The organism is Vibrio sp. 10N.222.47.A9, from assembly GCF_963872585.1.
Lineage (GTDB): Bacteria > Pseudomonadota > Gammaproteobacteria > Enterobacterales > Vibrionaceae > Vibrio > Vibrio splendidus.
In genome coordinates this window covers 64,189-86,389 of the sequence record NZ_CAWNBB010000060.1, presented here as the reverse complement: position 1 = coordinate 86,389, position 22,201 = coordinate 64,189, and the positions used below count along the sequence as shown (strand labels likewise).

The window sequence follows — 22,201 nt, the reverse complement described above, 5'->3', positions numbered from 1 at the left end:
ACATCTTATGATTTAGAACGTGGTGCTAATATACCGAGATGTCGCGTGATATTGGGTGATTGCAGTTGCCGTAATACATACCCATACAATGTCTTACAATGCCCGTGATCCGTTGGCTCTGTTGTTTTAACCTGCCGACCAATCGAAAAATAGTGTGTCAAACCTTAAATAGGTCGATTATTAGTGCTAATAGGTTATGTAATTTGCATATTTTGTGTACAAAGAAACGCAAGCGCTGCTTGAAGAGCTATTGACGGTGAACCTTGGATTTTCTCAGCAAGTACGTTGTAGACTGTATTGGCATCAAAAAGAGAGATTTGAGGATAAAGTACGGGTTCTTTTAAGATCAAGCTAACTAGCTCTTCATGTGAGCAACCACCAGACTGTTTTAATTGCTTCAGCGCTGCGATTTGGATACCAATATAAGGGTGCTTTAGTAACCCGAGTAATTCTGTTTCGTCAGTGGTATATCGCACTAAACAGACTTGTAGAGGGAGGCTTTCAGAGGCTATTAGTTGTAAACGGTATTGATCGATCCAGAGAGTGCCAAGCCAATCGATGATACTTTTGAGGTTGGAACAATGATCATTCAAGACTAGATCTAATACCGATTGGTTGAAGTAGGGCGTCTCAACGTCAGTCAAGTTGATATGATGACAACGCAAGGCAATGACTAGCGCGTGAAATTCAGCGTTGGATAGGCTGGTCAGTTTTTCAGTAGAGCAAAGCTCCATCAGATATTGCTTGTCTTGACAGTATTCAATCGCTAACGCTAGGTTTGACAAGCTTTCGATTGCAACTCGTTTGGTTCGAGCATGTTTTGTTGAAGGTTTTGAATGCGCTGATTGCCTCAACGAATCAAGCGTTGAAGTGATATGAGGCTGTGTGGTACTAGAGTCATCATTCGGACCGTCAAGTTGTCGATGTGGTACTTCTGTTGTCGCCGTTTCTCTTTCTGTTTGATTGGTTGTAATAATTACAGGCAAGTCGACTATGAGCTCTTTTAGATAGGCCTGAGAACTCGGTGCTAGAGTATAAGATAGGTGCTCAATGAGTTGTCGCTTCACTGAATTGCTGCAAGTGCCCGATTGCAGTTGCTGACGGATAAAGGCAAGGCTTAGGGTTTGTGATATGTCACTTAATAAAACATTCAAGCAATCAAGTTGAGTCGCTTCGTCTAAGCTCGAAAACTTCTCATAAAAGACTGGCATAAAGCGGCTAAGTTGGGCTTGTTTACTCTGCGGGTTTAAGCTCGAAATTAATTGAAGTATCGCCGTTATTGAATGAGAGGGGTGCCGTTTATCTGGCCATTGATTCACGAGTTGTTGCTTGTGATTGTCGCTAAGCAGTGCCGAAAGGATATCGATTGGAATTTCTTGTAATAAGTCGTTCTGACCAAGGTGCTTAATGTCGACTTGGTAATTCCATTTTTCCAATGTACTGAGAGATGTTTGTCTTATCAGTGGGTCTAAGTGCGAAAGGCCAGTTAAAAACATTTGCAAATACTCACGACTGTTCATTTGAGACAGGCGTTGAAAGGCGATTTGCTGGCAACGTAGATCTTGGTGTTGCGTGGCTTTGAATAACGTTATTTTATCCGGTGTGCTTTTCAATAACATACGCATATCACTTGTGCGCGTTACTACAAAGTTCTCTTTAAGTAGTGCCGGTGAGTAACGCGATAGCACTGAGACTAGTTTGACCTGAACATCAGGCTCAGGGTCACTTCGAAGCAGGGGCAGTAAACGACTCGCTTGAATGTAATCTAAATTAAGTTCATGGTTATCCAAAATACGCGCAGCATTCAAACGGATATCATCACCATCATTCCATTCACCTTCCCAGTAATCGATATCGTCACAAACGACGTCTATCAATAATCCCTTCGCTTGTTCTGAATCGTTGTTGTGCTCAATAGCATTCAATGCGGCTAGTTTTACTTCGCTGTCATCCCACTGTTGAAAGCACTGGATGATGTCTTTGATAGGAGCATGCTTGTCTTGAGCTAAACATTCTAGGCTTGTGATAACAACATCTACAACGTTGGATTCTAAACCTGTAAGCAAGAGGTGTTTAGTTTGCGAAAATTGAGCGAGAAACTGAGTTGCTAGAATTTGATCGGATACGTTCCCAGCAAGATAGGTATGTTCGACACAGAGAAGGAATTTATCGAGAGACATAGGTTTTAGTACCACTGAACTAACAAGTTTGAATAATAACTCTTATCATTCCGAATTGTATGATCCTAATCATATCTTTAATGTTTCACGTGTTAATAATAGGCTTCATTGATAATAATCCTTAAAAAGGAATGCCGATGAGTGTTTTACGAGCACAGTCCACACTTCAAAGCTTCGCTCGAAAAGTCTGCGTAGTATTGTGCTCCTTTTTTACGATGAATTTACATGCTGCTTTGCCTCCTTTAGATATCGATCCAACTCAAGCAGAACTCGGTAAACGACTGTTTTTTGATACTCGCTTGTCCGGGGATGACTCGATATCGTGTTCCAGTTGCCATATTCCGGCGAATGGCTTTTCTTATCCTGAACCGTTAAGCCCTGCGTATACGGGGAGTGATGGATTTCGCAATGCTCCAACACTTATTAATACAGCCTATAAAGAGGTGTGGTTTCACGATGGTCGTATTGGCACCAACCTAAACGATGTGGTGCGGGAGAATATCACTGAAGACTGGCTGATGAATATGGACATGCGTTTGATGCAGGAACGCCTCAAACAAGACCCAATATACGTCGAGATGTTTAAAGCGGCCAATCTTGGAGAACCGTCAAATGGCGGAGTACGTAAAGCTCTGCCTGAATACCTAAAAACATTGACTTCGAAAAACGTCCCTTTTGACAAGGGTGAGCTTAGCGACTTAGCGAGCCAGGGAGAAAAGCTGTTCACAGGCAAAGCGGGGTGCAACCAATGCCATCGTGGCGCTCTGTTTTCGGACGGAAAGGCACACAATACCGGAGTGCCAGAAAATCATGAGATATTTTTAGATCCAATGCGGCATCAATCTTTTCTCGCCTACAACATGTTTATGGGTGTGCAAGATTACTTAACGTTAAAGCGTGATGTTGGTGCGCATGTTCAAACTCATAAAGCGGATGGTAGTGATCGCGGTAAGTTCATTACGCCAACGCTGCGAGAGCTGACTCAAACTGCGCCGTATATGCACAATGGCATGCTGGCCACGCTTGAAGATGTGGTTGAGTTTTATAATCAAGGCGGTGGCGAAGACTCAAATAAAGACTCTCGACTCACCACTCTTTCTTTAACGGGAAAAGAGAAAAAGGCGCTGGTGGCCTTTCTGGAATCGTTATCTGGAGACGCCCTTATAGGCGAAGAATACGAATGGTTAGACTATGACTTCGGCTACGAATACACGGAGGATTGGTCAAATGCTCGTAACTAAGCGCTCTGTATTAAAGGCAGCACTCTTTATTCTTATTGGGATGGCGGGGCTTCCTAACGTTGTTTATGCAAAGGTACAGCTTGAACCTCTCGGGGAAGTGCCTGTGCCTGCAGACAATAAACAAACGCCTGAAAAAATAGAGTTAGGAAAGATCTTATTTTATGACGGACGACTCAGCGGTGATACGACGAGCCCATGTGCTGGTTGCCATATTCAATCTCAGGGCTGGGGTTTCCCTGATGACTTATCCATGGGATATCCGGGTACGGTACATTGGCGTAATAGCCAAACGATTATTAATGCGGCTTATTATGACAAATTTTTCTGGGCGGGCAGCGCTATGTCATTGGAAGCGCAAGCCAAAGATGCAGCGAAGGGCGCGGTCGCGGGTAATGGTGAGGATGACATCATGGAAGCGCGTTTAGCCTTAGTACCTGAGTATGTTGAACGCTTTAAGCGAGTGTTTGGTGATGATACTCCGAAAATACATAACGCTTGGCGCGCTATAGCCGCGTTTGAACGCACGATGATTCAACGTGACACACCAATAGACAACTATTTACTCGGTGACAAAACCGCTTTGTCTGAGTCCCAATTGAAGGGTAAAGCACTGTTTGAGGGTAAAGCGAATTGCATTGCTTGTCACAACGGGGCTTTGGCATCTGACCAGAAATTCTACAACATTGGCGTGCCGCCAAGCCCTTGGTGGAATGATGATGGATTAGCGCAGATAACATTTAGATTTGAGCTTTATTCTAAAGGTGTCACCGAAGAGATGTACCGCACCACAAAGGCCGATCCCGGTGCTTACTTTCGTGCTAAACGTAAAGAGATGTTAGGTAAGTTCCGCACACCGAGCCTACGTTATACAAAATACACTGCGCCCTATATGCACAATGGCACCATTCCAACTTTAGAAGCGGTGATTGATTTCTACGACCGAGGTGGTGTGGCAGATGATGGGCGCACTACTGGATACCCTCAGACTAAATCTGCTTTAATTCAACCTCTCGGTTTAACGGAACAAGATAAAAAGAACTTACTCAGTTTTATCGAAGCATTTTCAGGTGAGCAGATTTTTATTGAAGAGCCAACCATTCCAGAATACCAACCGCTATTTACTAAAGAAGAACTTGCTGGAGCAGAAAAATGATCGCCAACTCAGAGCAAAATTCGAGTAAACGACACAACAAATGCATGATGTCACGACGTGATTTTTTACTTTATTCCGGTGCGGCTACTGCCGTATCTATGGTTCCTCTTACCTTATTTGCAGGGACTGATTCTGAAACTCAAGTTGAAGGTCGTGTTGTCGGTTACCCGCGTAAGAAAATCGCCCAGTTAAGCCAACTTAGTAACCACATTCCGGTTCACTTTCAATATCCAGATGGAGGGAAAAACTCGATTGCGATGCTGGTTAAATCCGACATCGAATGTGGTGGTGGGATAGGGTTACAGCGCGATATTGTGGCGTACTCGATGACGTGTACTCATCAAGGTGGGCCTTTAACAGGTGCTTATAAAGCAACAGGAGAGCATCGCATTGTCGGGCAGTGTCCATTCCACCTGTCTACATTTGATTTACGACGTCATGGCATTATGGTTTCTGGTCAAGCCTTTGAGAGCTTACCTCAAGTACTGCTCGAGCTCGAAGGTGACGACATCTATGCAGTTGGCGTTATGGGGTTGATCTTTGGTCGCATGGAAAACCTGATCGATGTGGAGGTAGTTTAATGAGTGAATCTTCTTCAAGCAATCAATCTCCTTTAAACCGTCAGTACCTTCAACCGACAAATACTTTACTGCCTCCTGTTCATGCTGAAGTTATCACAACAGCCTGTGATTATTGTATCGTGGCGTGCGGTTATAAGGTTTACCGTTGGCCTGTGAATAGCCCTTCAGGTGGAGCTCGCGCTAACGAAAATGCGTTTGCTGTCGACTTCCCGGTTCATGCATTACAAGCTTGGGTTTCGCCACAGCAACATAATATTGTTTCGCATAATGGCAAACCACACCATGTGGTTGTAGTCGCAGACAAAGACATACAGGTCGTCAATAAAGGCGGTGATTCTTCGGTTCGTGGTGGACTGCTCGCAAGAAAGCTTTATAACCCAGAAACACTAACCAAAGATCGATTGAAGCAACCACTTGTTCGAATTAACGGTCAGTTACAACCTGTAGAATGGGATTTTGCGTTGGATATAGCAGCCCAAGTCGGCCGTCATGTGATTGATACGCATGGCTCCAACAGTTACTGCGTAAAAACCTATTCCTATCAGTATATTGAAAACACCTATGCGATAACAAAGTATGCATTGCGTCATGTTAATACCGCGAATTTTTCGTTTCACGACACGCCGTCAGATGTCACTGCAACCCCAGGGTTTCGAGATGCGGGTTTTGATAATTTTGCTCCAAGTTATGATGACTGGGGCGCGGCAGATACTTTGATGATCTGCGGAACGGATCCGTATGAGACCAAAACCATCATTTTTACGCAGTTCATTATGCCTGCGGTGCATCGTGGAATGAAAACCGTAATTTTGAACCCTCGTGAAACCGCAGGCATAGCGTGGCTTAAATCTCAAGGTGGATTGCACCTCGATATTAATCCCGGTAGCGATAATCTTGTGATTGGTGCAATTGCTCGAGTGATCTTAGAGCAAGGTTGGCAAGATAACGAGTGGATTGAAAACTGGGTCAATAATAAATGGGAATCGAGCTCAGGTTTTGGTCAGGGTACTCGTAACACACCTTGGCAGTGGAGAACCACTTGGGGCAAATTCCAAACGAATGGCTTTGATGATTATAAGCAATGGAATTTGGAGCAGAAAGAGTACGCACCTGAGTATGCCGCATCGATCGCGGGTATCGACGTCGAGAAGATCCACAAAGCTGCCGAGATGTTGGCAATGCCAGTGAATGGTCAACGAGTTAAAGCATCAATTGGTATCGAGAAGGGTTTTTATTGGTCGAATAATACCGGAAATACCAACGCCATCGCCTCTCTTGCAACGATCATCGGTACTGGTGGCCGCGAAGGGCGTGTCATTGGTCGGTTTGGTGGACATCAACGCGGTGGATTAGCGGGTGGGAAACTTCCAAGAAACAAGTCACCTGAAAAAGTCGCAGGCAGACGCAGACGCTCAATAGACACCGATAGATATCTCTATTCCGGGCATACCCGTATGGCACATGTCATTGGTACAACATGGATCCAAGCTATGTGTGGCAGCTATGGGTTGAAAGAGAAATTCACTGACTTAACGACACGTAACCCTCACCAAGCGACGCTACGTGATAAACAGCACATTATAGATACACTCAAAAAGCGTGCAGATTCTGGTGGAATGGTCGTCATCAATCAAGATATTTACTTACGTGATCCTATAGGTAAACAGTTTGCCGATATCATCTTTCCGGCTGCGACTTGGGGGGAAGAGGATTTCATGCGTGCTAATGGTGAGCGTCGGCTGCGCCTTTACCAACAGTTCGCTGATGCGCCGGGTCAGGCTAAGCCAGACTGGTGGATCGTTGCTCAAATGGCTTCGCGAATGGGGTACGACGGGTTTGATTGGCAAAACTCGAATGACGTAGCCGAAGAGTCATCGCGATTTAGTCGCGGTAGCCGTAAAGATTTCAATATGATCAAAGTTGCAGCACATTCTGAAGGAAAAACACTTCATCAAAAGCTCGCTGAATTTGGTACCGAAGGGATCCAAGGCCCTGTATTTTATAACTATGACACCAAAAAGCTGATTGGCACTAAACGCCTACATGATACTGAAATGAGTTGGGGTGATCTGGTCGACAAAGGGCTGCAAGATGGGCCTCAAGGCGCCAATATTATGCGTAAACAGCTCACTCAATTTAATAGTCAAACGGGGAAGGTCAATCTTCAAAAGCACCCTTGGGATCTGTTCAGTGATTTCCATGCTTGGCTTACCCCAAAACAGGACGAGTTATGGTTTTCGAATGGTCGTATTAACGAGATTTGGCAGTCAGGGTTTGATGATGCCGAGCGCAGACCTTACATCACTCATCGTTGGCCTGAAAACTGGATTGAAGTACACCCAGAAGATGCGGAAAAACGGGGCATAGAAGCCGGAGATGAAGTGCTGGTGTACTCGGAGCGGGTGGCCAATTTTAAAGATACGATTCTGGGTATCGAGTCAGACGATTTCCAGTTTAGTAACCTAATGAAAAATGGTCACATTCAACTGGATTACGCGGAGATTAAAGCCGTTGCGATTGTCACCTCAGCCACGAAGAAAGGTGTGTTGTATTGCAATATGATGGACATGAAGAACCCAGCGAATGCTTTAACAACAAGGGTAGTTGACCAAATTAGTGGTAACTACAACTATAAAATGGGCGTCGCCAAAATAAAGAAAATTGGTGAATCAAAATATAAGCGTGAGTTTGAAGGGTTCTCCTTTGCACCACGTAACATTGTGTAAGGGAAGTTTATGTTTGGCGTATTATTGGTTTTGCATGTCTTGGCTGCCACCATTTGGACGGGAGGGCACATTATTCTCAGCGTCGTTATCCTTCCTAAAGTCTTGAAACACCGTTCTCCAGAAATGTTATTGGAATTCGAGCAAGGGTACGAAAAGGTGGGAATGCCTGCTTTGGTAGTTCAAGTGGTGACCGGGTTGATGCTCGCTTATCACATGTTGCCGGACGTTAGCTTATGGTTTGATATGTCGATTCCACTGGTTCATGGCATTGCCGCTAAATTGACGTTGCTGTCTCTGACGGTATTGCTAGCCCTAGACGCACGCTTTCGTGTGATTCCAAAACTATCGAAGGACAACTTGGTTGATATGGCGCTGCACATTGTGCCAGTGACTATTATTTCAATTCTGTTTGTGGTTGTCGGAGTTTCATTTAGAACGGGGTGGCTAGTTTGATATGTTTGTACGTTTAGTGCGGACATTTGACCATGTCTAAGTAGATAACAATAAACAGCGCTAATTCGGCGCTGTTTATTGTTACTGACTCCCGAAAACCGTTTTCAGACAGGCATTCCTATCTCAATACCAAATGGAGAGTCGGTGCTTTAAAAGCAGAGGCGAAGGTTATTGAACCTTTTGCTCTGCTTGATCGAGCAAGCCTTGCATCTTCTTCTGAGCTCGGCGACTCACACGTTTTTTGGCTGCAGTGCGAGCTTCTTCTAAGTTAACACTTGGGTCACCCACGACCACTAGCGCCACCATTCCGTGTCGGTGATGTACTTTACATTTTATGCCATAAACTCCGGGCTTATCAAAAGTGACTTCCTGAGCGTTTGACCCGGATATCATAAGAGGTTTAGCGCCGTTAGGAAGCATCCCTTGAATACTATGGGCTGTATGAGAGCCAACGGTTCCTTTAAAAAGCACCTTATCACCAGGTTCGATTTCTACGTAATCAGGAATAAATTGATACATCTTGTCGATGTTCTCAAAATTCATGTCCATCACTTGTTTGATGACTTTTGTTTCAGCAAGTGCAGGAGTGGCAATGATAGTTAAGATCAGTAGAAGTACACGCATAGTAGTTGGCTCTATCAAATGAGAATTATTTCCAATAATTTTAATTTATTCACCGTTTGGTTGAAAGCTTGATTTGATATAGCTTCGGTGAATTTGAACGCTATATGTGCTGGATCAATTAAATTAACAGTTTGATAACTGGGAAAGCTTTGTCTTCAAGGCTCGTTAATAATCTAAGGACATTTTGCGAGTTGTTTGTCACGATTCGGATTTAATAAAATGGATGACATTATGATTCAATGTTCATTTTTTGATCATTCATTCGGCGAAACCCTTTCATAACTGCACATAGTTCTTCATGAATTTGGAAATTAACGTAAGTTTTAACGTTGTGTTAAGTCAGTAAATGAAAATGATTGTCATTTACTTACGTTATTGCTAACCTATTGTGAAACTTTACAACACTCTTCCAAGTGCGCCAAAGTGTATATAAAATCCCGCTAAACCCTATCAAAACCAAGGTTATTCGTTTGCTTAGCTCGATAAATAAGCAGATCTACCTCTTTTGTTCTACCCCTTTCGGGTAGTTCGTTTTCGTAATTGATTTACATCATATTTTCATTTTCTTTCATAATTCATTATTCGTGTAGTTAAGAAAAATATAACCTTCAGGAATTCTTATGAGCAAGATGAAGCTAGTCGTAATCGGTAACGGGATGGTAGGCCATCGCTATATCGAAGATTTAGTCGAGAAGACAGATGTTGCAAACATGGACATTACGGTGTTCTGTGAAGAACCACGTGTTGCGTATGACCGTGTTCACCTTTCTTCTTACTTTTCACACCACACTGCAGATGAACTTTCTTTAGTTAAAGAAGGTTTCTACGAGAAACATGGCATCAATATGCTGATCGGCGAACGTGCTATCAACGTTAACCGTGAAAAGAAAACAGTTTACTCAAGCACTGGTCGTGAAATTCAATACGACAAGCTTATCCTTGCTACGGGGTCTTTCCCATTCGTACCGCCGATTAAAGGCCACGAAGGCAAAGACTGTTTTGTTTACCGTACTATCGAAGACTTAAAAGCTATCGAAGCGACCGCTAAGAATTCTAAATCTGGTGTTGTTGTTGGTGGTGGTCTACTTGGCCTTGAAGCAGCAGGCGCACTTAAAGCGCTTGGCGTAACCACTCACGTTGTTGAGTTTGCTCCCAAGCTTATGGCAGAGCAGCTTGATCTTGCAGGTGGTAATCAGCTTCGTCAAAAGATCGAACGTATGGGCGTTAATGTCCATACAAGCAAGAACACGCTTGAAATTGCTCCTGAAGGCACTGAAGCTCGTAACGTGATGCGTTTTGCAGACGGCACTGAGCTAGAAACTGATTTCATCGTATTCTCTGCTGGTATTCGCCCACAAGACAAACTTGCTCGTCAAATGGGTCTAGGTATTGCGCCTCGCGGTGGTATCGAGATCAACGATCACTGTCAAACGACAGACAAAGATATCTACGCAATCGGTGAGTGTGCGTCTTGGAACCAAACGTTCTACGGGCTAGTGGCTCCTGGTTACAAGATGGCGACAGTTGCCGTTGACCACGTTGTTGGTAACGAAAGCACATTTGAAGGTGCCGACATGTCTGCGAAGCTTAAGCTTCTGGGCGTGAAAGTAGGTTCAATCGGTGATGCAAACGGTCGTACTCCTGGTTGTAAAAGCTACGTTTACCAAAACGAAGAGCAAGAAGTTTACAAACGCTTAATCGTTTCTGAAGACAACAAGAAACTGCTTGGCGCAGTAATGGTTGGCGATACTTCTGATTACGGTGACCTTCTTCAACTTATGTTGAACGAAATTGACCTACCAGAACACCCAGATGCATTGATTCTTCCAGCACACGCTGGTGGTGAAAAACCAACGCTTGGCGCTGACTCATTACCGGAAACTGCCGTTATCTGTTCTTGTTTCGACGTAACCAAAGGCAAGATCGCTCAAGCGGTCGCTGAAGGTCACCATACCATTGGTGATATCAAAGCAGTCACTGGCGCAGGTACAGGTTGTGGTGGTTGTATTCCACTTGTAACTTCTGTGCTAAACGCTGAACTTGCAAAAGCGGGTGTAGAGGTGAAGAACGACGTTTGTGAGCACTTTGCTTACTCTCGCCAAGAGCTTTTCCACCTGATTCGTATCGAAGAAATCAAAACATTCGACGAGCTACTTGAGAAATACGGTAAAGGCTACGGCTGTGAAGTATGTAAGCCTCTAGCGGGTTCTATCCTTGCTTCTTGCTGGGGTGACCACATCCTTAAGCCTGAACTAGTAAAACTGCACGATACCAACGACAACTTCTTAGGTAACATTCAGAAAGATGGTACTTACTCGGTTATCCCTCGTATGGCGGGTGGCGAAGTAACGCCTCAAGCGCTAAGCGTTCTTGCGGATGTGGCGGCTGAATACAACCTATATACGAAGATCACTGGTGCACAACGTATCGGTCTATTCGGTGCTCAGAAAGATGACTTACCAGCAATCTGGAAGAAGTTAATCGCTGCAGGTTACGAAACGGGTCAAGCTTACGCAAAAGCACTTCGTATGGCTAAGACATGTGTAGGTTCAACTTGGTGTCGTTACGGCGTTCAAGATTCAGTTGGCCTAGGCGTGATGATCGAGAACCGTTACAAAGGCATCCGTACTCCTCATAAGATGAAGTTCGGTGTGTCGGGCTGTACTCGTGAGTGTGCTGAAGCTCAAGGTAAAGATTTAGGTATTATCGCAACGGACGCTGGTTGGAACATGTATGTGTGTGGCAACGGTGGTATGAAGCCTCGTCATGCAGACCTACTGGCAAGCGACCTAGACCAAGAAACACTGCTGAAATACATCGACCGTTTCATGATGTTCTACATCCGCACGGCTGCGCCACTACAACGTACTTCGGTATGGATGGACAACCTAGAAGGCGGCGTTGACTACCTACGTGAAGTGATTGTTGATAATAAACTTGGCATCAACGACCAGCTTGAAGCTGACGTCGCTGGCCTAGTGGGTAACTTTGCGTGTGAGTGGACTGACACTATCAACGATGAAGCTCAACTTAAGCGCTTCTCACACTTCATCAATGCTGATGACCGTGATGAAAACGTTGTGTTTGTTAACGATGGCCGTGAACAACACCGCCCAGCAACATTTACTGAAAAACACCCAGAAGCGAAGGGCGACATCCTTCACGTTGAACTGGTTTAATTGGGAGACGACATCATGGCATTTACCAAAGTTTGTAAGATCGAAGATATTATTCCAGGTACCGGTGTTTGTGCATTGGTTGGTGGTGAGCAAGTTGCTATTTTCCGCCCAACTAAAGCCGAAGAAGTGTTCGCTATTAGTAATACTGACCCGTTTTTCCAATCAAACGTTTTATCTCGCGGTTTAACGGTTGAGCACAAAGGTGAGCTTTGGGTGGCGAGCCCACTTAAGAAGCAACGCTTTAACCTAGCAACAGGTGTGTGCATGGAAGACGAGAACTTCAGCGTGAAAGCGTATAAAGCTCGTATTACCAAAGGTGCTGTTGAAATCTCAGCATAATCGAATACGTAACAAGATTTGATAGATCAAGGGTTCTAGTTATCGACATTGCCTTAGTTCGGCAACTAGAACCTTTTCCTATCCGATTTTAACTTTTAATTTTAACTTTTTAAGGACAACCTTATGTCTCCTGATTTTAAACCAGCTGAATTCGTTCAAACAATGATTGATGTGGGTGAAGCGAAAACGAAAACGAGTACTCGTGATCTTCTGATTCGAAGCACAATGGCAGGCATCATTCTTTCTCTTGCCGTTGTTGTAGCAATCACGGCTATCGTGCAAACAGGCATTGGTATTGTTGGCGCTCTTGTGTTCCCAGTAGGCTTCGTGATTCTAAGTGTAATGGGTTACGACCTAGTAACGGGCGTATTCGGCCTTGCACCTTTAGCGAAATTCGATAACCGCCCAGGTGTGACTTGGGGTCGTGTACTGCGTTGTTGGGGTATCGTTGGCCTTGGTAACCTTATCGGTTCTCTAATCGTTGCGGTACTGGTTGCTATCTCATTAACGGGTAATTTCTCTCTAGAACCAAATGCAGTAGCGCAGAAATTCATCGCTGTTTCTACTGGTCGCAGCCTAGGTTTTGAAAACATGGGTATGGACGGCTGGATCACGTGTTTCGTACGCGGCATCTTCTGTAACCTAATGGTTTGTCTAGGTGTGATTGGTAACATGACAGCACGTACAGTGTCTGGTCGTGTCGCAATGATGTGGTTCCCAATCTTTATCTTCTTCGCACTAGTATTCGAGCATACAGTAGTAAACATGTTCCTATTCCCACTGGGTATGATTCTTGGCGCTGATTTCGGTATCGCGACATGGTTGAACTTCAACCTTATCCCAACAATCCTAGGTAACATCGTAGGTGGTTTGTTCTTAACATGTGTACCTTTGTTCCTAACACACGCTAGAACCGCTCCTTCTCTAGGTGCTAAGTAATTCTGAATACGGTGAAACGTAATTTAGTATGAGATTAAGAGCCCCAACAACATGTTTGGGGCTTTTTTAGTTCGAAAGCCTTAAACACCATCAATGCGTTGATTTTTATTGAGTAAAATAGCTGCAATAGACTGTTTTGTTATAATTACTTCTATCTTCGTTAGTATTTAGACTGAATATTTAACTCAACACCTGATAGTCTAAGGGTTAAGGATTTGGATAAGTCATCATGAATACAGTGACTTATCACATAGATTGAAGCTTGAGATAAAACAAGCAAACCTTCGGAGCACAGCATGTCAGAAGTATCGTCATCGAATGTTAAAGAAGTAACCAAAGGATTGGTTTCATTAGTAGGCGCGGGCCCTGGTGACCCAGACTTACTTACCCTAAAAGCGGCACGCGTTATTCAACAGGCCGATGTGGTCGTTTATGACCGCTTAGTATCTAAAGATATCTTGGCAATGGCTAACTCCGATGCAGAAATGCTGTATGTGGGGAAAAAGCTCGATCATCACTGTGTACCACAAGATCAGATCAACCAATTATTGGTGACCAAAGCACAAGAAAACAAGCACGTTGTCCGTCTAAAGGGTGGTGATTCGTTTATCTTTGGTCGTGGTGGTGAAGAGTGTGAAACTCTGGCTGAAAATTGCGTGAGATTTGAAGTGGTACCCGGTATCACCGCAGCTGCAGGCGCGACTGCTTACGCGGGTATTCCGCTTACACATCGAGATCACGCACAAAGTGTTCAATTCATTACTGGCCACCTAAAGAAAGATGGCGAAGATATTGATTGGCGTTCGCTTGCTCAACACAATCACACGATCGTGTTTTACATGGGTCTGAAAGAGAGCCCGAACATTCAGAAAAACTTACTGGATAACGGTATGCGAGCAGACATGCCGGTTGCGATTATTGAGAATGGTACACGCCAAGAACAGAAAGTCTTCCGTGGTGGTTTGAGTGACTTAGCCAATCTTGCGAGCGTTGCAAAGAGCCCAGCATTGATTGTGGTAGGTAGCGTTGCCCAGCTTCATGAAAAATTGGCTTGGTTTAACAAGCAAGCTTAATTGATTAATTTACAAGTTAGTGTGTTAAGCGACCGCTTAGCTGACTAAGAATCAAATACTGCAGCGGCTACTTTGTCGCTGCATTTCTTTTTGGCGCATAGGCATCTCATCAATAATGTTGGTGATAAGGTTCCAATCCGTCTTCCCATTCCATCGGTGCTTTTCTTTTCCGTCTTTACCTATCAAAACAGCAGTATGTGAGCCTTTCGGTATTCCATAGCTGTCGGTTACCGCCTCTAAGTTAAATTCTTCTTCAAGCCAAGTAGGAACTGTGTAGCCGCTTTCCGCGATGACTATGATAACCACGTCTCGTTCATCCAATTGACAGTTATTGATCAACACTTCATTGAGAAACTCTTTGACGGCAGAATCTTCCTTCGGTGCAAAATAGATCACACTGCGGTGCGGTAAGGCCTTGGAGTGAGAGTTGGCTGGGTAAGCGTGTAACGAGTTGACTGACAGAATCATAAACATAACCGCGCTTGTTAATAGAGTTTTTAATGGTTTGGATATTGCTTTGGTTATCGCTGCGCAGCAACGTGGCAATACTGAGCCATTAGTGATGCCGCCAAGGTATGATTTGATTATTTGTCGGTACTGCATGTTCCACCTTCCTTTATAAACTCAAACAAGCTCTGAGTTAAGCGAATAACAACTACGTTAAGCTAACAGTAGCGACGTTAAGCCAATAACAGCTACGTTAAGCTAATAGTAGCGACGTTAAGCTAATAGTAGCGACGTTAAGCATAGCTAATGAGTTCATTTTTATTAAAGAAAGCGGCTCGCATTTTAGAGTTGAATAGAATAGGGTATACGGAAAATCTAAAGGTATGAATTTATGGAAAACATAGCAATTTTGGTCGACGTTCAGAACGTTTACTATACAACGCGCGACAAATACCGTTCTAACTTCGACTATAACCAGTTTTGGTATGTTGCCACGGAAGGGCGTAACGTGGTTGCAGCCAATGCTTACGCGATCTCAAGCCAAGATCCAAAGCAGCGTCAATTCCACCATATCCTCCGCGGTGTTGGCTTTAATGTGAAGTTAAAACCCTTTATTCAGCGTCGAGATGGAAGCGCAAAAGGGGATTGGGATGTAGGTATCGCGTTAGATGCGATAGAACTTGCTGAGACGGTTGATACGATTGTTTTGGTATCAGGAGATGGTGATTTCGAAATCCTTGTAGAGCGAATCAAAGAGCGTTTTGGCAAACCTGTTGAAGTGTATGGTGTTCCGGGGTTAACTGCTCAAAATCTTATCGATTCTGCCTCAAAATTTGTACCGATTGAAAAAGATTTTCTTCTATAGAGGAAATCCCGCACTTTATAATTGAAATCAATAATAACGATAATTAGAATGCAAACTGTTCTTATTTATCGGTGTGTGCAATGTCTCGCGTTTTAGTTGTTGATGATGATATCCAGTTGTGTGAGTTACTGGGTGAAGTATTGGAAAATGAGGGGTATCACGTTGATACCGTTCATTGTGGTGAATCTGCGCTAGAGTTTATTCAATCGAACCCTGTCGATTTGGTTCTACTAGACGTAATGCTTCCAAACTTGAGCGGAATTCAAGTGGCAAGGCGTATTTGTCAGCGTTTTGCTACTCCCATTCTTATGCTGACTGCACTAAACGACGATGCCTCTATGCTGGATGGCTACCAAGCTGGAGCCGACCAGTACATCGCCAAACCTTTCAATGTTCCTGAACTACTGACTCGCATCAAGGTGATCTTGCGCCGCGTTGGTTTTGAACGTCAAAGGCAATCTTTGGCTTCATCTAATCAGGGCTTGTGTGAACAACTTTCTCGTTTACCTCTCACGGGCACTGAAAAAGACCTGTTGGATTATCTTGTCAAAAATGACGGGATTGTCGTATCTAAATCTGACCTTCAAATCCATGTTCTAAAGAAAGAGCTTTGTCCTTTCGATCGTAATTTAGATATGCACATCAGTAATATACGACGAAAGCTTGTTCAGGCTGGCTTGTCTAAACAACACATCAAAACCGTTCGTGGTAAAGGTTATAGCTACCTAGAGTCGGTAGGGGTATGAGCCAAAAACTGCTGCGTTGCCCTGATTTTATTGCCAAGCGTAAGGATGGCTTAACGTTTCAATTATTCAGCTACCTGACGGTGATCCTAGTAAGCATCTTGATCCTCCAAGGCGTCGCGGAACGAGCGTTGATGAAAGCCTTATTGAAGGTACCTGAATCGGTAAAGTCTGAAATGCTCGACCTCGCCTACCAAGCCAATGTGCTGATTGAGGAAGGTGACATGGATGAGTTAGCCGACTGGGGTAATGCTCAAGGCTACTATCTGTTTGTTATCGACGAAAACAATCGACCAGTTACACATCGTCACATGCACCCGCATTTTGAATTTAAGCTCAAATATTTAAGAACGTTAGATCACCAACTTAGTGATCGTGTGAGTAAGCCGATATTCGGTCTGCCACTCAATAACGGTAAAACACTGGTTATCCAACTCCCACACCAGTTTCACCCGGCTAAATCCTTTGCGCCATATTCTTACATGTTGAAAGCGGTAATAGCTTTGATCGTGTTGTCTCTGTTCTCAATTATCATGGCGAAAAGCCTGCAGCAGCCGCTGGATAGATTAAGAGAAGCGAGCCGAAGGTTGGCGCAAGGCGACTTCACTGTCAGTGTAGTTTCTGAGTTAAATTCCACGACGCGGGAGTTCAACGAACTTGCTCATGATTTTGATCATATGACGGTAGAGATTAAGTCTCTCGCTGAAAAGCAACGTCGTTTGATTCGTGATGTTTCACACGAGTTAAGAACACCATTAGCAAGGCAAAACCTCGCACTACACCTGCTGCGCAGCAAGGTTGATGATAAAAGCATTGGTTTGCTAGAACGAATGGAAAATGAAACAGAAGAGATGAACAAGCTGGTGGGTGAGATACTTGAATTCAGCCGTCTAGAAACGTCTCGCTATGACTCCAAGTCAAGCTTGATGCACCTTGAGCATTATTGTTCGATGCTAATCGCGCAGATGCAAAATGATTTAAAACCGAATCAAACTTTGATTGGTGATTTAGAGACGCCGACATCAATGGTTAATGTTGATGAAAGGTTGCTCCTGCGAGTTATCGGTAATTTGGTCAGTAACGCGATCAAATATGCCGGTGAGAATGCTCATGTTGTCGTGACGACTTACGAATTGTTAACAGATAAACGTTACAGTGTCATATCTGTAGAGGATGACGGTGATGGCATTCCTGATAATAAGATTGCAGGGATATTCGACCCGTTTACTCGCATAGAGTCAGCCCGTGATAAACAGTCTGGTGGTTACGGTCTCGGGCTAGCGATTGTGAAGGAAGCCATGGGAGTGATGAATGGGCATGTTACTGCTGAGAATAGAGAAGGTGGTGGATTGAGAGTAAATCTAATGTTCCCAATCGCTGATTAGCTTCTTGTTATTACCTGTCGAGCTCCATAGGTAACTATTACTAAAAGCGTGCTAAGAAATATAGCTTAGAAATACTGTTCAGAAATATTGCTTAGAAACATAGCCCATTAAAAAACGCCACTGCATCAGCAGTGGCGTTTTTGTTTATACGCTTTTGATTATCAGCTAGGCATAGCCATTAATTACGCCTTAGCTTGAAGGTAAGAGCGACAGAAAAGCTAGATTATGCCTGTTGGCGTGTTAGCTTAACTTCTTCTTCTTTCTCACCAGCAGCAGGGTCATTGAAGCGAGCTTCGTCAAAAGAACCTTCAGACTTAGCAACAATGATAGTTACGGCACTATCACCTGTGATGTTTACTGCGGTACGAATCATATCAAGAAGGCGGTCAACACCCATGATAAGCGCGATACCTTCAAGCGGTAGACCAACTTGGTTCAATACCATCGCTAGCATAACAAGACCTACACCTGGAACACCTGCAGTACCAACAGACGCCAATGTCGCTGTTAGGATAACCATAAGGTAATCACCCATGGTCAGGTCGATGTTGTATGCCTGTGCGATAAATGCCGTTGCAACACCCTGCATGATAGCAGTGCCGTCCATGTTCACTGTTGCACCTAGTGGTACAGTGAAAGAAGCAACTTTGTTGTCTACGCCCATGCGGTTTTTAGCCGTTTCCATTGTTACTGGAATCGTTGCGTTTGAAGATGCCGTTGAGAATGCAAACATGATTGCATCTTCCATCTTACGTAAGAACGTAATCGGGCTTAGGCCGGTGAATCCTTTAAGCATTGCGCTGTAGGTAACCAAACCGTGTAGAAGTAGGGTACCCGCAAGTACTAAGAAGTATTCTGCTAGGTTCCAAATTGCGCTTAAACCAAGGCCAGAGAACAGCTTCGCCATCAAGAAGAACACACCGTAAGGCGCAAGGTTCATCAGAAGTGCGACAAGCTTCATGATCACTTCGTTCAAGTCAGAGAATACCGCTGCGATACGCTCGCCAGGTTTACCCGCTGCACTGATAGCAATACCAAACAACACAGCAAATACGATTACTTGCAGCGTTTTGCCCTCAGCCATCGCCTGAATAGGGTTGGTTGGGAACATGTCGATGATTACTTGGCCCAAAGAAGGGGCATCCGCTGATTTGAAAGAGCTCGCAGCAGTAAGATCCGCACCAGCTCCAGGTTGGAACAGGTTACCGATAGTGAGTGCTAGAGTGATAGCAACGGCTGTAGTACCGGTATAAAGTGCAAGCGTTTTGCCACCCATACGGCCAAGAGTTGATAAGTCTTTAAGAGAGCTTGTACCGCACACTAGTGAAACGAAGACTAGTGGCACAACAAGCATTTTTAAACTGGCGACAAAAATCTGTCCGCCTACTTCAAAGAGTCCGTTAACGATGTAGTTGTTAACAAATCCGCTGTCTGCAAAAAGGGATTGAATGGCAAATCCCGTTAATATGCCCACGACCATACCGAGGATAACTCGACCAGTTAGAGACATAGGTTTCTTGGTATTCATTTAGAACACTCCTTATTATTTATAACTTTGATACCTTTTCAAAGTGAGCGGGAGATTAGCAGTCGGTTGATCAAATCGAAAAACAAAAAATGAGTTTGAAATTATAGATGTGATCAGAGTCACTGATAATTGTGTAAATTAAACAAATGAAAACAAAATAATTCACCATTTATTTACATTTATCGAGGGTTTTATACATAAATCAGTCGTTTCAAAGGTAGTAAATAAGACAAGACAGTACTTGTATTGATCTTGGCTGCTTAGATTGACCAGGCCAATGACCTTATAGTGAAATGTTGAATTCATGTTTACAGATCTGCACGCTCAATTAACGTATTGAATTGATTTTGTTGAGCTAAAGAAAGTGTGCTTTCAGTGGGCTTTACAAATCTTTACGAATGCAAAGAATGTAAATTTAATGCAAATGGTAATAGTTATCACTTATATTCACTCCCGAAATGATTCAGTGGTACCGGAAACGGTTCAACCGAGCACATCGAATAAATAACAAAGTGCTCGTACAAAAGAATAAAAGCGGAGTAAAGGACATGTTTTCAAAGAGCCCATTGGCCTTAGTGATCGGCGCAGTATTAGCTTCACCAGCAGTATTGGCAGAAACAGCAAAAACAGACGAGCACATGGTTGTTGAAGGTCGTGACTACGGTTACAAGGCCGACACAAACACTACAGCAATGCGCATGGAGGCGACTCAATTAGAGACTCCGGGACAAGTTTCAGTAATCGATGAGCAAATCATCGATGAACAGCGTGCAAGTACGTTAGGTGAAGTTCTTAAAAACGACGCATCTGTTGGTGCGGGTTCTAAGTCAACTAACCGTGAGCGTTTCACGCTTCGTGGTTTTGATTTGGAGAGTAGCTCTGGCTACCTGCGTGATGGCGTCCAACACTGGTCTCACTACCGTCAGCCAGTAGAGCTTTTGGAGCGAGTTGAAGTATTGAAAGGCCCTGCTGGTCTACTTTACGGTAAGTCTGCTCCTGGCGGCCTTGTGAACATGGTTTCTAAGAAGCCAACATACGAAACTCAAGTTAACGTAAGCCAAGATATTGGTTCTGATAGCTACACTCGTACTACTGCTGATGTAAGTGGCTCATTGAACGATGACCAAACTTTACGTGCTCGTCTTATTGTTTCACAAGAAAATCAAGACTCTTACCGTACACGTTTTGATGGCACCGATGTAGAGACGGACCGTTTCGTTGGTGGTCTATTTGTTGATTACGATATCAACGAAGACATCATGTTGTCTGTTCATTACGACCGCACTATTGAAGAGGGCGATTTAGACAACGGTTCTAAAATCGATACTTCTACTGGTAAAGTTATCGACCCTAATACGGTTAATGACCAACGCTTTGCTCAAACAGATAACGACGTTGCAAACTACGGTGCATCTGTAACCGCTAACTTGAACGACGCTTGGTCTGTGAAGACAGGCATCAGCCGTCAGTTCTATGAACGTCAACGTACAGAATCAAACAACACAGTATATAGCGATAAGAGCGGCGGTTACGGCTACAAGGTATCAGACCGTCACGATGAATGGACGTTTGATACGGCTTATGTAGATTTTACTGGTGATTTCGATGCACTAGGTGTAAACCACCGCCTACTTGTTGGTGTGAATGGTCTTCATTACGATTACGAGCGTTTATACGATTCTGGCTACACATGTGTTAACGCAACAGAAGCAGAAGCTGCCGCTGCATGTGGTAACGGCTTTGATATGCCTTCTAACGTTAGCTACAAGAACGACAATGAAGTGTCTCACTCTGAAAGCCAACACTACGGTCTTTACGTTCAAGATCTAGTAACACTGACTGAACAGTGGCAAGTACTTGGTGGCGTACGTTTCGCTTACGACAAAACGACGAGCAGTTCTAATCAAGAAGAAAGCTACAACAACATTCTTCCTAAGCTTGGTGTGATTTATTCACCAGCGCCTAATGGTTCGATTTACGCGGTTTACTCTGAAAGTTTCGAACCTGTTGGCGAAATCACAGATAAAGATGACGTGAACTTTGGTCAGTCTCAAGATGCTAAGAAGGGTACGCTTTACGAACTAGGTTCTAAGTGGGAACTGTTTGACGAACGTCTGTTCGTATCTGGAGCGGTTTTCCAAATCACTCAATCGAACATGCAAGTGACGGAAGATCTAGACCCGGCAAACAACAACGGTAAAGACGCACGTACAACTCAAGTTGGTGAACAAGTTCATACGGGTGTTGAACTGGCTGCAACGGGTTACATGACTGAAGCGTTCTCTTTGAGTGCATCGACCATGTTCTTGGATGCTGAATACCAAAATGATCCTGCACTTGAAGGCAAAACTCCAGCAGACGTTCCTGAGTTTACTGCAAGTATTTGGTCTACTTATGCATTCAACAATGGTACTGATGTAAACCTAGGTGTTTACCATGTAGGTGAGCGTTACACAGAGAGCGCTAACACGTTTAAGAAAGATGCTTACACTCGTGTAGACATGGGTATCGCCCATACAATGAAGTATGACGAAAACCTAGATTTCGTTGCTCGTTTCAATGTAGAAAACCTGTTTGATACAGATTATCTTGAGGGCGGAAGCACAAGTAGCGTAGTTGTTGGCGAAGGCCGCAACTACATGGCAACACTGCAGGTTAAATACTAATTTGTCTGTAGGATGTCATTGATAGCTTAAATACTAAGGGGAAGGTTTCGACTTTCCCCTTTCGTGATTCTGCTATTTA

17 protein-coding genes are annotated in these 22,201 nt (G+C 43.9%); 13 read left to right on the top strand and 4 right to left on the bottom strand.

Annotation, left to right across the window (positions count from 1 at the left end; all coding sequences use genetic code 11):
- Positions 1-194 precede the first annotated feature (194 nt).
- On the bottom strand, positions 195-2,180 hold the full coding sequence (locus tag AACT19_RS20360) for a hypothetical protein (protein WP_076648490.1): 1,986 nt from the start codon (positions 2,178-2,180) through the stop codon (positions 195-197).
- Between the two features lie 137 nt (positions 2,181-2,317).
- Between AACT19_RS20360 and AACT19_RS20355 the strand changes: the two genes are divergently transcribed.
- Genes AACT19_RS20355 through AACT19_RS20335 form a run of 5 tightly spaced genes read left to right on the top strand, consistent with a single transcriptional unit; the run spans position 2,318 to position 8,334 of the window.
- Entirely contained in the window at positions 2,318-3,421 is a 1,104-nt protein-coding gene (locus tag AACT19_RS20355; protein ID WP_083717899.1) for a cytochrome-c peroxidase, read from the top strand.
- A complete protein-coding gene (locus tag AACT19_RS20350) occupies positions 3,408-4,574 on the top strand; it encodes a cytochrome-c peroxidase (RefSeq protein WP_076648488.1) in 1,167 nt (388 codons plus the stop codon). The genes AACT19_RS20355 and AACT19_RS20350 overlap by 14 nt, the downstream gene beginning before the upstream one ends.
- Positions 4,571-5,155: an arsenate reductase (azurin) small subunit gene (locus AACT19_RS20345; protein WP_004731113.1), complete on the top strand. Its 585-nt coding sequence runs from the start codon at positions 4,571-4,573 to the stop codon at positions 5,153-5,155. The genes AACT19_RS20350 and AACT19_RS20345 overlap by 4 nt, the downstream gene beginning before the upstream one ends.
- The gene (locus AACT19_RS20340; RefSeq protein ID WP_198595066.1) at positions 5,155-7,881 is read left to right on the top strand and encodes an arsenate reductase (azurin) large subunit; all 2,727 of its coding nucleotides are present in this window, start codon (positions 5,155-5,157) and stop codon (positions 7,879-7,881) included. The genes AACT19_RS20345 and AACT19_RS20340 overlap by 1 nt, the downstream gene beginning before the upstream one ends.
- A 9-nt stretch (positions 7,882-7,890) precedes the next feature.
- Positions 7,891-8,334 (top strand): CopD family protein, encoded by a 444-nt coding sequence (locus AACT19_RS20335; protein WP_076648486.1) that lies wholly within the window; start codon positions 7,891-7,893, stop codon positions 8,332-8,334.
- A gap of 168 nt (positions 8,335-8,502) precedes the next feature.
- On the opposite strand, the gene AACT19_RS20330 is transcribed toward AACT19_RS20335, so the two are convergent.
- On the bottom strand, positions 8,503-8,958 hold the full coding sequence (locus AACT19_RS20330) for a plastocyanin/azurin family copper-binding protein (RefSeq protein ID WP_242658968.1): 456 nt from the start codon (positions 8,956-8,958) through the stop codon (positions 8,503-8,505).
- Between the two features lie 620 nt (positions 8,959-9,578).
- On the opposite strand from AACT19_RS20330, the gene nirB reads away from it, so the two are divergent.
- The 4 genes from nirB to cobA all read left to right on the top strand — a co-directional run bounded on the left by nirB (position 9,579) and on the right by cobA (position 14,488).
- Positions 9,579-12,137 carry a nitrite reductase large subunit NirB gene (nirB, locus tag AACT19_RS20325; RefSeq protein ID WP_004731120.1) on the top strand — a complete coding sequence of 853 codons (2,559 nt, stop codon included), beginning with the start codon at positions 9,579-9,581 and terminating at the stop codon, positions 12,135-12,137.
- A gap of 15 nt (positions 12,138-12,152) precedes the next feature.
- Positions 12,153-12,476, top strand: coding sequence for a nitrite reductase small subunit NirD (gene nirD, locus AACT19_RS20320; RefSeq protein ID WP_004731122.1), 324 nt, complete (start codon positions 12,153-12,155; stop codon positions 12,474-12,476).
- A gap of 123 nt (positions 12,477-12,599) precedes the next feature.
- Positions 12,600-13,415 (top strand): formate/nitrite transporter family protein, encoded by an 816-nt coding sequence (locus AACT19_RS20315; RefSeq protein ID WP_017079293.1) that lies wholly within the window; start codon positions 12,600-12,602, stop codon positions 13,413-13,415.
- Positions 13,416-13,711: 296 nt separating this feature from the next.
- Positions 13,712-14,488: a uroporphyrinogen-III C-methyltransferase gene (gene cobA / locus AACT19_RS20310; RefSeq protein WP_076648482.1), complete on the top strand. Its 777-nt coding sequence runs from the start codon at positions 13,712-13,714 to the stop codon at positions 14,486-14,488.
- A gap of 51 nt (positions 14,489-14,539) precedes the next feature.
- Here the strand turns inward: cobA and AACT19_RS20305 are convergent, their stop codons facing one another.
- A complete protein-coding gene (locus AACT19_RS20305; protein WP_076648480.1) occupies positions 14,540-15,091 on the bottom strand; it encodes a DUF4174 domain-containing protein in 552 nt (183 codons plus the stop codon).
- A 235-nt stretch (positions 15,092-15,326) separates the two neighbouring features.
- On the opposite strand from AACT19_RS20305, the gene AACT19_RS20300 reads away from it, so the two are divergent.
- From AACT19_RS20300 to AACT19_RS20290, 3 genes are all read left to right on the top strand, one after another.
- Positions 15,327-15,800, top strand: a complete 474-nt coding sequence (locus AACT19_RS20300; RefSeq protein ID WP_004731130.1) for a LabA-like NYN domain-containing protein — start codon at positions 15,327-15,329, stop codon at positions 15,798-15,800.
- Between the two features lie 80 nt (positions 15,801-15,880).
- Positions 15,881-16,546 (top strand): response regulator transcription factor, encoded by a 666-nt coding sequence (locus tag AACT19_RS20295; protein ID WP_017082140.1) that lies wholly within the window; start codon positions 15,881-15,883, stop codon positions 16,544-16,546.
- Positions 16,543-17,928 carry a sensor histidine kinase gene (locus AACT19_RS20290; RefSeq protein ID WP_076648478.1) on the top strand — a complete coding sequence of 462 codons (1,386 nt, stop codon included), beginning with the start codon at positions 16,543-16,545 and terminating at the stop codon, positions 17,926-17,928. The genes AACT19_RS20295 and AACT19_RS20290 overlap by 4 nt, the downstream gene beginning before the upstream one ends.
- 223 nt (positions 17,929-18,151) lie before the next feature.
- Here AACT19_RS20290 and AACT19_RS20285 read toward each other — a convergent pair whose 3' ends face one another.
- Positions 18,152-19,456 carry a dicarboxylate/amino acid:cation symporter gene (locus AACT19_RS20285; RefSeq protein WP_076648476.1) on the bottom strand — a complete coding sequence of 435 codons (1,305 nt, stop codon included), beginning with the start codon at positions 19,454-19,456 and terminating at the stop codon, positions 18,152-18,154.
- Positions 19,457-20,004: 548 nt separating this feature from the next.
- Between AACT19_RS20285 and AACT19_RS20280 the strand changes: the two genes are divergently transcribed.
- Positions 20,005-22,122: a TonB-dependent siderophore receptor gene (locus tag AACT19_RS20280; RefSeq protein WP_065607101.1), complete on the top strand. Its 2,118-nt coding sequence runs from the start codon at positions 20,005-20,007 to the stop codon at positions 22,120-22,122.
- Positions 22,123-22,201: the final 79 nt, after the last annotated feature.

Bases quoted from the DNA above. Each gene is read 5' to 3' on its own strand.
- nirD (WP_004731122.1), top strand. From the start codon at position 12,153: ATGGCATTTACCAAAGTTTGTAAGATCGAAGATATTATTCCAGGTACC.
- AACT19_RS20305 (WP_076648480.1), bottom strand. From the start codon at position 15,091: ATGCAGTACCGACAAATAATCAAATCATACCTTGGCGGCATCACTAAT.
- nirB (WP_004731120.1), top strand. From the start codon at position 9,579: ATGAGCAAGATGAAGCTAGTCGTAATCGGTAACGGGATGGTAGGCCAT.
- AACT19_RS20315 (WP_017079293.1), top strand. From the start codon at position 12,600: ATGTCTCCTGATTTTAAACCAGCTGAATTCGTTCAAACAATGATTGAT.
- AACT19_RS20345 (WP_004731113.1), top strand. From the start codon at position 4,571: ATGATCGCCAACTCAGAGCAAAATTCGAGTAAACGACACAACAAATGC.
- cobA (WP_076648482.1), top strand. From the start codon at position 13,712: ATGTCAGAAGTATCGTCATCGAATGTTAAAGAAGTAACCAAAGGATTG.
- AACT19_RS20285 (WP_076648476.1), bottom strand. From the start codon at position 19,456: ATGAATACCAAGAAACCTATGTCTCTAACTGGTCGAGTTATCCTCGGT.
- AACT19_RS20300 (WP_004731130.1), top strand. From the start codon at position 15,327: ATGGAAAACATAGCAATTTTGGTCGACGTTCAGAACGTTTACTATACA.
- AACT19_RS20280 (WP_065607101.1), top strand. From the start codon at position 20,005: ATGTTTTCAAAGAGCCCATTGGCCTTAGTGATCGGCGCAGTATTAGCT.
- AACT19_RS20290 (WP_076648478.1), top strand. From the start codon at position 16,543: ATGAGCCAAAAACTGCTGCGTTGCCCTGATTTTATTGCCAAGCGTAAG.
- AACT19_RS20335 (WP_076648486.1), top strand. From the start codon at position 7,891: ATGTTTGGCGTATTATTGGTTTTGCATGTCTTGGCTGCCACCATTTGG.
- AACT19_RS20360 (WP_076648490.1), bottom strand. From the start codon at position 2,180: ATGTCTCTCGATAAATTCCTTCTCTGTGTCGAACATACCTATCTTGCT.
- AACT19_RS20295 (WP_017082140.1), top strand. From the start codon at position 15,881: ATGTCTCGCGTTTTAGTTGTTGATGATGATATCCAGTTGTGTGAGTTA.
- AACT19_RS20355 (WP_083717899.1), top strand. From the start codon at position 2,318: ATGAGTGTTTTACGAGCACAGTCCACACTTCAAAGCTTCGCTCGAAAA.
- AACT19_RS20340 (WP_198595066.1), top strand. From the start codon at position 5,155: ATGAGTGAATCTTCTTCAAGCAATCAATCTCCTTTAAACCGTCAGTAC.
- AACT19_RS20330 (WP_242658968.1), bottom strand. From the start codon at position 8,958: ATGCGTGTACTTCTACTGATCTTAACTATCATTGCCACTCCTGCACTT.
- AACT19_RS20350 (WP_076648488.1), top strand. From the start codon at position 3,408: ATGCTCGTAACTAAGCGCTCTGTATTAAAGGCAGCACTCTTTATTCTT.